This is a genomic window from Streptomyces sp. IBSBF 2435, assembly GCF_036815005.1.
In the GTDB taxonomy this organism is placed as follows: Bacteria; Actinomycetota; Actinomycetes; order Streptomycetales; family Streptomycetaceae; genus Actinacidiphila.
Genome location: NZ_JAJSYW010000235.1, coordinates 1 through 8,890 on the forward strand (window position 1 = coordinate 1; position 8,890 = coordinate 8,890).

Below are 8,890 nucleotides of genomic sequence, written 5' to 3' on the forward strand. Positions count from 1 at the left end.
CCCCCCCCCGCCCCCCCCCCCCCCCCCCCCGCCACGGCTCATTGCGCCGGTTCCGCCAGCGGCAGGTACACGCGGTTGCCCGCGGCGGCGAACTCCCTGGACTTCTCCAGCATGCCCGCCTCGATCTCCTCGTCCGAAGCCGACGAGGCCAGGTCGGGGGCGAACTGCTCTGTGATGCTTTTACTGATTTTCATCGAGCAGAATTTCGGGCCGCACATCGAGCAGAAGTGCGCGGTCTTCGCCGGCTCGGCCGGCAGCGTCTCGTCATGGAAGGCGCGGGCGGTGTCCGGGTCGAGGGCCAGGTTGAACTGGTCCTCCCAGCGGAATTCGAAGCGGGCGTCGGACAGGGCGTCGTCCCAGGCCTGGGCGTCCTGGTGGCCCTTGGCCAGGTCGGCGGCGTGGGCGGCGATCTTGTAGGTGATCACGCCGGTCTTGACGTCGTCGCGGTCGGGCAGGCCGAGGTGTTCCTTGGGGGTGACGTAGCAGAGCATCGCGGTGCCCCACCAGGCGATCATCGCGGCCCCGATGCCCGAGGTGATGTGGTCGTAGGCGGGCGCGATGTCGGTGGTCAGCGGGCCGAGGGTGTAGAACGGGGCCTCTTCGCAGATCTCCTGCTGGAGGTCGATGTTCTCCTTGATCTTGTGCATCGGGACATGGCCCGGGCCCTCGATCATGGTCTGCACCTGGTGGCGCTTGGCGATGGTGTTCAGCTCGCCGAGGGTGTGCAGTTCGGCGAACTGCGCCTCGTCGTTGGCGTCGGCGATGGAGCCGGGGCGCAGGCCGTCGCCGAGGGAATAGGTGACGTCGTAGGCCGCGAGGATGTCGCACAGCTCGGCGAAGTTCTCGTAGAGGAAGCTCTCCTTGTGGTGGGCCAGGCACCACGCCGCCATGATCGAGCCGCCGCGCGAGACGATGCCGGTCTTGCGGCGGGCGGTGAGCGGCACATGGCGCAGCAGGACGCCGGCGTGCACGGTCATGTAGTCGACGCCCTGTTCCGCCTGCTCGATGACGGTGTCCTTGTAGATCTCCCAGGTCAGTTCCTCGGCGCGGCCTTCGACCTTTTCCAGCGCCTGGTAGAGCGGGACGGTGCCGATGGGGACGGGGGAGTTGCGCAGCACCCATTCGCGGGTGGTGTGGATGTTGCGCCCGGTGGAGAGGTCCATGACCGTGTCGGCGCCCCAGCGGGTGGCCCAGGTCATCTTCTCCACCTCCTCCTCGATGGAGGAGGTGACCGCGGAATTGCCGATGTTCGCGTTGACCTTCACCAGGAACCGCTTGCCGATGATCATCGGCTCGATCTCCGGGTGGTTGACGTTCGCCGGCAGTACGGCCCGGCCGGCGGCGATCTCCTCGCGCACGGTCTGCGGCAGGACGTTCTCGCGCAGGGCGGCGTATTCCATCTCCGGGGTGATCTCGCCGCGTCTGGCGTAGGCGAGTTGGGTGACCGGCTGCCCGCCGCGGGCGCGCCGGGGGAGCCGTGGGCGGCCGGGGAAGACCGCGTCCAGATTCCGCAGGCCCCCGCGGGGGGAGGTGTGCTTGATGCCGTCGTCCTCGGGGCGGACCGGGCGGCCCGCGTACTCCTCCGTGTCGCCGCGGCTGATGATCCAGTTCTCCCGGACCGGGGCGAGGCCCCGCCGGACATCGGTCTGCACCGACGGGTCGGTGTAGGGGCCCGATGTGTCGTACAGCGTCACATCGCGCCCGTTGGTGAGGTGCACCTGGCGGACCGGGACCGCCATGTCCGGCCGTGACCCGGTGAGATACGCCTTGTGCCAGCCGATTTCGCGCGTGCGTGCGTCCTGCGTGGTCATGAGACCTACTCCCTACGCCGGCATTACCCGGTAACAGGTTCGGCGGTCGGCGCAGCTGTCGCGTCGGCGTCGGCACCTCGTCGGTACCGCGTCCGCTTCGGCTTTCAGCGCCCTCTCAGCCCGGTGCTCCGAGCTCCCGCGTGTGCAAAGGTGGCCCCAACGGTAGCGGCTGGATGCGTACGGGCACCAGGCCCTCGCGGCGAACGGCCGGCGGACTCCCCCGTTGGGCACGCGAACCGCCGGCCGTACGGACGGACGCTGCGGCGCTGTACACACGATCGCCGCCGGTGGCAGGGCCACCGGCGGCGTACGGGGTGAACGGGCGGGAGATCGCCGCGACCGTCACCAATCGCGCTTCGAGGACTTCGACGAACCGCCGGACGTGACGCGCTTCACGACCAGGACCAGCGCCCCGACCAGGACCACGAACACGATCACCTTGAACAGCAGGCCGATCACAAAGCTCACCAGGGCGGCGACCAGCGAGCCGAAGACCACGAGCGCGATGACCGGGATGGCGACCCATTTGACCCACCACGGCAGGCCCCTCAGCAGCTTGTCCATGACGCCTGACTCTCCTTCGTCCCCGCACCGGGTCGGTCCGGCGGCTTTTCCGCCGATACTTCGACTGTAGGGCTACTTCTGCCCGCGGTGGGGGCCGCGGACGCCGGATCCGACCCTGATCGCACCCTTAGGGTTCCGGCGGGGAGAAGACCACCACGACCCTGAGGTCCTCGGTGATGTGGTGGAAGCGGTGCGGTGTGCCGGCCGGCACATAGACGACGCTGCCGCGCGCGACGGTCGTCGTCTCCTCACCCACCGTGATCGCGGCCCGGCCGCTGACCACCAGGTAGATCTCGTCCTGAGCGTGCGGCTGCTGCGGGTCGGCCTCCCCCGCCTTGAGCGCGTACAGCCCGGCCGACATAGTGCGCTCCTTGAGAAAGCGCAGGTAGGCGCCATCGTTCGCGGCCCGTTCCGCGTCCAGGTCATCCAGCCGGAACACCTTCATCGCCACTCCTCCGCTGCGGTCGGGCTACGGTTCTGCACCGTCTCTTGCCCTGCCCATCAGGTCTGCGACGATCACACCATGAAGAATTTCCTCGTCAAAACCCTGGCGAACGCCGCCGCCCTCGGCATCGCCACCTGGGTGATCAAGGACATCACCCTGACCGGTGACTCCACGTCACGAAAAGTGCTCAGCCTGATATTGGTCGCGCTGGTCTTCGGCGTCGTGAACTGGCTGGTGAAGCCGATCGTCAAGGTGCTGTCCTTCCCGCTGTTCATCCTCACCCTGGGGCTGATCACGCTGGTGGTGAACGCCCTGATGCTGCTGCTGACGTCGTGGCTGGCCGGCAAGCTGAGCCTGGACTTCCATGTGGAGGGCTTCTGGACCGCGGTGGTCGGCGCTCTGATCATCAGCATCGTGTCCTGGGCACTGCACGTCGTCCTGCCGGACGACGAGTGAGCGGCGGACAGGGGGGCACGGACGTCCCCGCGGGGCCGGGGAACGCCGGGAACCAAGGGCACGGCGGGGAGCGGGGGTACGGCGGCGGTCCGGGCGACAGCACGCGCAGCGTGCACGCCGGGCGGCCGCCGGCGAGGGCGTACGAGCCGTCGCTGCCGGGTCCGGTCTTCGTCTCGCACTACCACCTGCCCGGCGAGGCGGCCGGCCCCTACCTCTACGGCCGGGACGACAATCCGACCTGGGAGCGGCTGGAGCAGGCGATCTCGGAGCTGGAGGCGCCGGGCGACCCGGCGGTCGGCACCGCGGTCTTCGCCTCGGGCATGGCGGCCGTCGCGGCGGTGCTGCTGTCGCAGGTGAAGGCCGGGCAGACGGTCGTACTGCCGTCGGACAGCTACCAGACCACGCGCGCGCTGCGCGACCGCCTGGAGTCCTACGGCGTGACGGTACGGCTCGCGCCGACCGCGGGTGACGCGCAGCTGGCGGCGGTCGAGGGCGCCTCGCTGGTGTGGCTGGAGACGCCGTCGAATCCGGGGCTCGACGTGTGCGACATCCGGCGGCTGGCGGACGCGGCCCATGCGGCGGGCGCGCTGGTCGCCGTCGACAACACCCTTGCCACGCCGCTGGGGCAGCGGCCGCTCTCGCTCGGCGCGGACTTCTCGGTGGCCAGCGGCACCAAGGCGCTCGGCGGCCACGGCGACCTGCTGCTGGGCTACGTGAGCACCAGGGACGCGGACCTGGCCGCGGGTGTGCGGTTCTGGCGCAAGACGGTCGGCGCGGTCCCCGGGCCGATGGAGGCCTGGCTCGCGCACCGGTCGATCGCGACCTTCGCCCTGCGGGTGGACCGGCAGGCGACGAATGCCGTGGCTCTTGCGACGGCGTTGCTCGAACGCCCAGAAGTGACCGATCTCCGCCACCCGGGGCTGCCGACCGACCCCTCGCACGCGGTGGCCGCCAGGCAGATGCGCCGCTTCGGCAGTGTGGTGTCCTTCACCCTGCCCGACCGGGCACACGCGGAACGCTTCCTGGCCGCGCTGCGGATGACGGCGGAGGCCACCAGCTTCGGCAGCATCCAGAGCACCGCCGAGCGCCGGGCCCGCTGGGGCGGCGACGCCGTACCGCCAGGCTTCATCCGCTTCTCGGTGGGCATCGAGGACCCGGACGACATCGTGGCCGATGTGCTGGGCGCGCTGGACGCGGCGGCTCCCCCGTCATGACCGCGACGGTCCGCTCGCCCCGTCCTTCGGGCTCCGTGGGCGCTCCGCCCGGTCCGCCCGGGGTCTTACGGGCCGCGGCGGGTCCGCGCCGGACACGGGCCGGGCGCGCGTGGTCACCGGCCGCGTACGACCCGGCCGAACGTTCCGATTGACGGCCGCCGGCACGTTTGCCCCCGGGCCGTCCGCGGCAGATCTCAGGCATGCCCCCGGATCCGCGTTCCAGCCCCGCCACCCGCCCGGTGGTCAAGCGCACTGCCCGCGCCCTGGTATTCGACGGCGACCAGCTCGTCCTGATCAAGCGCACCAAGCCCGGCATCGCACCGTACTGGGTCACGCCCGGCGGCGGTGTCGAGGACGACGACACCGGTGTCGTCGCGGCCCTGCACCGCGAGATCGACGAGGAGCTGGGCGCCAAGATCACCGATGTGGTGCCCGCTTTCGTCGACACCGTCGAGCACATCGCGGACGACGGTTCGCACGGCGTGAAGGTGCAGTTCTTCTTCGCCTGCCGGCTGGAGTCGATGGACCTCGGCCTGCGGCACGGTCCCGAGGTGGACGACCCCTGCGGGGAGTACGAAGTGGTGCGGGTGCCGTTCAGCAGGATGGGCATCGCCTCGGTCGGCATCGTGCCGCTGACCCTGCGGCACTACCTGGACGCGAACATCGAGGGCGTGCTCGGACTGCTCGGCCCCGAGATGGGCTGAGACCCGGCACACGGCCCCGCGATAGGTCCGCTGCGGGATCGTCCCGTAGCGGACCTATTTTGCTACCCTCGGCGTATGACCCCGGACACCGCTGCCGCACCCGCACAGCCCGCCGGCACCACCGACGTGTCGTACCTGCTGCAGCACACCGCCCATGTGCTGACCACCCAGATGACGGCCGCCCTCGCCGAGATCGGCATGTCGCCGCGGGCGCACTGCGTGCTGGCGCACGCCGCGCAGACCGAGCGGACGCAGGCGCAGCTCGCCGAGCTGTCGGACCTGGACAAGACCACGATGGTGGTGACCGTCGACCACTTGGAGCGCGCCGGGCTCGCCGAGCGGGTGCCGTCGGCGACCGACCGCAGGGCGCGGACCATCCGGGTCACCGCGGCGGGCGCGGAGGTGGTGGCTGCGGGTCAGGAGATCGTCGACCGGGTGCACGGGAATGTGCTGGGCGCGCTGCCGGAGCCGGAGCGCTCGGCCTTCGTCGCGGCGCTGAATCGGCTGGTCGCCGGGCATCTGGCGGTGCCGGCCGACTCCCCCGAGGGCGTCCAGGGCGCGCGTCGGCCACGGCAGGCCCGTCAGTGATCGGGCAGTCGGGGGAGTGAGCTGTCGGCCCGGGAGCGAACGGGGAGCTGGGCAGATCGGCGGCAAGTAAGCCCGTAATAGATAGTCTCTAACAAAACCTTCTGCTACGGTCGGTCCTGGCAATCCATCCGCCAGGAGGCGACCTCATGCCACTGTCTTCCCGTTCCCGCGGCGCCGCCCTCGCCGTGCTCAGCGCGGGCACCCTGATGATCATCCTGGACGGTACGATCGTGACCGTCGCTCTGCCGTCCATCCAGCACGACCTGGGCTTTTCCCAGTCCGCACTGGCCTGGGTGGTGAACGCCTACCTCATCGCCTTCGCCGGTCTGCTGCTGCTGTCGGGCAGGATCGGCGACCTCATCGGCCGCCGCCGCGTCCTGATCGGCGGGCTGGCCGCCTTCACCGCCGCCTCGCTCGCCTGCGGCCTCGCCGACTCCGCCGGGCTGCTGATCGCGGCCCGCTTTGTCCAGGGCGCCGCCGGGGCCATGGTCTCGGCGGTCAGCCTGGGCATGGTGATCGCCCTCTACCCCGACCCGCGCGGACGCGGCCGGGCCATGGGCGTCTACAGTTTCGTGCAGTCCGCGGGCGGGGTGCTCGGGCTGCTGGCCGGCGGCATCCTCACCCAGGCCGTCACCTGGCACTGGATCTTCTTCGTCAATCTGCCGATCGGCGCCGGCGCCGCCCTTCTCAGCCTGCGCCTGCTGTCCGACGACCGGCCCGCCTCGGGTTCCGGAAGCCCGGTACGCGGCGCCGACGCGCCCGGCGCGCTCCTGGTCACCGCGGCCCTGATGCTGGGCGTCTACACCATCGTCGGCACCGCCGACCACGGCTGGACGTCGGCCTCCACCGCCGTCCTCGGCGCCGTGACGCTGGCGCTGCTGGCCGGCTTCCTGGTCCGGCAGGCGCGGGCCGCGCACCCGCTGATGCCGCTGCGGCTCTTCCGCTCCCGGCTGGTGACCGGCGCCAACCTCGTGCAGGCGCTGATGGTGGCCGGCGGCTTCGGTTTCCAGTTCATGGTCACCCTCTACCTCCAGCGGGTGCAGGGCTACGACCCGCTGCACATCGGCCTGGCCATCGCGCCCACCGGGCTGGTCATCGGCGTGATGTCGCTCGCGCTGTCGGCCAGGCTGGGCGCCCGCTTCGGCGAGCGGGCGGTGCTGCTGCCCAGCCTCGCGCTCTTCGCCTGCGGCTTCCTGCTGCTGGCCCGGGTGCCCGCGGGGCATGCCTCCTACGTCGGCGACATCCTTCCGGCGACGCTGGTCTTCGGGGTCGCCTTCGGACTGGCGATGCCGGCCCTGATGGCCCTCGGCATGTCCGACGCCACACCCGCCGACTCCGGCCTGATCTCGGGCGTCTTCAACACCGCCCAGCAGATCGGCGCCGCGCTCGGCCTGGCCGTGCTCGCCGCGCTGGCCAGCGCTCGCACCGACCGTCTGACGGCGGCCGGCCACCTGCTGCCCGCCGCCCTGACCGGCGGCTACCACCTGGCCTTCCTGGTCGCCGCGGGGCTGCTCGCCGTGGCGACCGTGGCGGCTGCGGTGCTGCTCCGCGCGCCGGTACGCCGCGGGGCACCCGCGGCGGTCTCCGGGCCGCGGGACTCCGCTGCCGCGGACGGCCGGAGCGCGGAAAAGATCAGTGCCAGCCGGGGAAACCGCCCGGCAGCGGAGCCGAAGGATCGTAGGGCTCGCGCGTGAAGACGAAGGACCCGAGGTCGAGATGGCTGACCGAGCCGTCTGTCCCGCGGACCACCCGCAGCGTCTCGCCCGCGTAATAGCCCTCGCGACCGGTCCAGGTCCCGTCGTGTTCCACGTGGAACCGTGTGGCACGGCCCTGGCCGGTCAGCGGCGTGAGGCGCGGGCCGCCGTCGGCGTCGATCCGTAGCGCGAAGGCCTGAGGACCCCAGTACCAGGGGCCCGCCAGCTCCAGCAGATCACGGTCGAGCAGGTCGGCGGGGCGCCAGGCGGCCGGCAGGCCCGGCTCCGCGTCGGCGGTGATCGCCAGCAGGTCGGCGGCGATGGCGGCGACCGCGGGTCCAGAGGTCGCGTTGGCCAGGGCGATCGCGCCGACACCGTCCTCGGCGCTCACCCAGACCGTGGCCAGGAAGCCGGGCATCGAACCCGTATGGCCGGCCAGCAGCCGTCCCCCGCGCCGACTCAGCTGCAACCCCAGCCCGTAGCCGCCGTCCGGGTCCGCGGCCTCGGGCGGCGCGGCGGGCTGCCGCATCTCCTCCAGCGTCGCCGCGCTCAGCACGCCGTCGCGACCGGTTGTCAAAAACGCCACCCAGCGCGCCAGATCGGCCGCGGTCGACCACAGCTGCCCGGCCGGTGCCATCCGCCCGGTGTCCGCCACGGTCTCGGGCTGCATCACATCCGCCCACGGGTGGACGGCGAACCCGCCCGCGGCCGGGGCCTGCGGCAGCAGCGTCGTCCGCGCCATGCCCAGCGGATCGAGGATCTCGGCCCGCAGCGCCTCGCCCCACGGCACCCCGCGCACCTGCTCCACCAGGGCGCCGAGCAGGGCGAACCCGGGGTTGGAGTAGTGGTAGCGGCGGCCCGCCCGGTGCTTGACCGGGGCGGCGCCGAGCAGATCCGCCAGCTCGGGCCGCAGCGCGCCCGGAGTGCGCTCCCACCAGGGCGGCGGGGTCTCCGACGCGAGGCCCGAGGTGTGGCTGAGCAGCTGGCCCACGGTCAGCCGCCCGGCCGCCCGCAGCCCGGCCGCGTCGAGCCCGACCTGGCCGGCCTCGGTGACGGCCTGGCCCGCTCCGCCCGGCCGCGCCGCCGTCTCCGGCAGATGGCGGCTCAGCGGGTCGCCCAGGTCCAGCAGCCCTTCGTCCCGCAGCCGCATCACCTGTACCGCGACGAAGGACTTGGTGATCGAGCCGATGCGGTACTGCGTCTCGGCGCCGGGCGCGTGGCCCTCGATCATGCTGCGCGAGCCGCACCACACCAGCGCGCCGTCCCGCACCACCGCTCCCACCAGCGAAGGGGTGCGCCCCTCGCGCTGCCCCACCGCCACCCGGTGCAGCAGGGCCCGCCGGGTGGCGGGCAGCAGTTCGCCGGCGCTCCCCGGCCCGCCGCCGTGTCCGGTCCCCGCCCCGCTGTCCACGGT

The 8,890-nt window shown here is 72.0% G+C and carries 9 protein-coding genes; 5 read left to right on the forward strand and 4 right to left on the reverse strand.

The features are described 5' to 3' along the window. Nucleotides 1-38 precede the first annotated feature (38 nt). The 3 genes from thiC to V7E46_RS30210 all read right to left on the reverse strand — a co-directional run bounded on the left by thiC (nucleotide 39) and on the right by V7E46_RS30210 (nucleotide 2,820). Nucleotides 39-1,811 (reverse strand): phosphomethylpyrimidine synthase ThiC, encoded by a 1,773-nt coding sequence (gene thiC, locus V7E46_RS30200; RefSeq protein WP_333771392.1) that lies wholly within the window; start codon nucleotides 1,809-1,811, stop codon nucleotides 39-41. A 342-nt stretch (nucleotides 1,812-2,153) separates the two neighbouring features. Further along, nucleotides 2,154-2,375 (reverse strand): DUF5326 family protein, encoded by a 222-nt coding sequence (locus tag V7E46_RS30205; protein WP_329177001.1) that lies wholly within the window; start codon nucleotides 2,373-2,375, stop codon nucleotides 2,154-2,156. A gap of 127 nt (nucleotides 2,376-2,502) precedes the next feature. Then, entirely contained in the window at nucleotides 2,503-2,820 is a 318-nt protein-coding gene (locus V7E46_RS30210; RefSeq protein WP_329176999.1) for a cupin domain-containing protein, read from the reverse strand. Between the two features lie 78 nt (nucleotides 2,821-2,898). Here V7E46_RS30210 and V7E46_RS30215 point away from each other — a divergent pair, with 78 nt between their 5' ends. The 5 genes from V7E46_RS30215 to V7E46_RS30235 all read left to right on the forward strand — a co-directional run bounded on the left by V7E46_RS30215 (nucleotide 2,899) and on the right by V7E46_RS30235 (nucleotide 7,476). Then, the gene (locus V7E46_RS30215; protein WP_329176997.1) at nucleotides 2,899-3,276 is read left to right on the forward strand and encodes a phage holin family protein; all 378 of its coding nucleotides are present in this window, start codon (nucleotides 2,899-2,901) and stop codon (nucleotides 3,274-3,276) included. Beyond that, on the forward strand, nucleotides 3,273-4,490 hold the full coding sequence (locus V7E46_RS30220) for a cystathionine gamma-lyase (RefSeq protein WP_443054397.1): 1,218 nt from the start codon (nucleotides 3,273-3,275) through the stop codon (nucleotides 4,488-4,490). Before V7E46_RS30215 ends, V7E46_RS30220 begins: the two co-directional genes overlap by 4 nt. Before the next feature lie 200 nt (nucleotides 4,491-4,690). Next, a complete protein-coding gene (locus tag V7E46_RS30225; protein WP_333771393.1) occupies nucleotides 4,691-5,194 on the forward strand; it encodes an NUDIX hydrolase in 504 nt (167 codons plus the stop codon). A 75-nt stretch (nucleotides 5,195-5,269) separates the two neighbouring features. After that, nucleotides 5,270-5,782 carry a MarR family winged helix-turn-helix transcriptional regulator gene (locus V7E46_RS30230; RefSeq protein ID WP_333771394.1) on the forward strand — a complete coding sequence of 171 codons (513 nt, stop codon included), beginning with the start codon at nucleotides 5,270-5,272 and terminating at the stop codon, nucleotides 5,780-5,782. A 146-nt stretch (nucleotides 5,783-5,928) separates the two neighbouring features. Next, entirely contained in the window at nucleotides 5,929-7,476 is a 1,548-nt protein-coding gene (locus tag V7E46_RS30235) for a DHA2 family efflux MFS transporter permease subunit (protein WP_333771395.1), read from the forward strand. Here V7E46_RS30235 and V7E46_RS30240 read toward each other — a convergent pair. Then, nucleotides 7,415-8,833 (reverse strand): serine hydrolase domain-containing protein, encoded by a 1,419-nt coding sequence (locus V7E46_RS30240; RefSeq protein WP_333771396.1) that lies wholly within the window; start codon nucleotides 8,831-8,833, stop codon nucleotides 7,415-7,417. The genes V7E46_RS30235 and V7E46_RS30240 overlap by 62 nt on opposite strands. Between the last annotated feature and the right edge of the window lie 57 nt (nucleotides 8,834-8,890).

Coding starts and splice junctions, on each gene's coding strand:
- thiC (WP_333771392.1), bottom strand. CDS start 1,811: ATGACCACGCAGGACGCACGCACGCGCGAAATCGGCTGGCACAAGGCG.
- V7E46_RS30205 (WP_329177001.1), bottom strand. CDS start 2,375: ATGGACAAGCTGCTGAGGGGCCTGCCGTGGTGGGTCAAATGGGTCGCC.
- V7E46_RS30210 (WP_329176999.1), bottom strand. CDS start 2,820: ATGAAGGTGTTCCGGCTGGATGACCTGGACGCGGAACGGGCCGCGAAC.
- V7E46_RS30215 (WP_329176997.1), top strand. CDS start 2,899: ATGAAGAATTTCCTCGTCAAAACCCTGGCGAACGCCGCCGCCCTCGGC.
- V7E46_RS30225 (WP_333771393.1), top strand. CDS start 4,691: ATGCCCCCGGATCCGCGTTCCAGCCCCGCCACCCGCCCGGTGGTCAAG.
- V7E46_RS30230 (WP_333771394.1), top strand. CDS start 5,270: ATGACCCCGGACACCGCTGCCGCACCCGCACAGCCCGCCGGCACCACC.
- V7E46_RS30235 (WP_333771395.1), top strand. CDS start 5,929: ATGCCACTGTCTTCCCGTTCCCGCGGCGCCGCCCTCGCCGTGCTCAGC.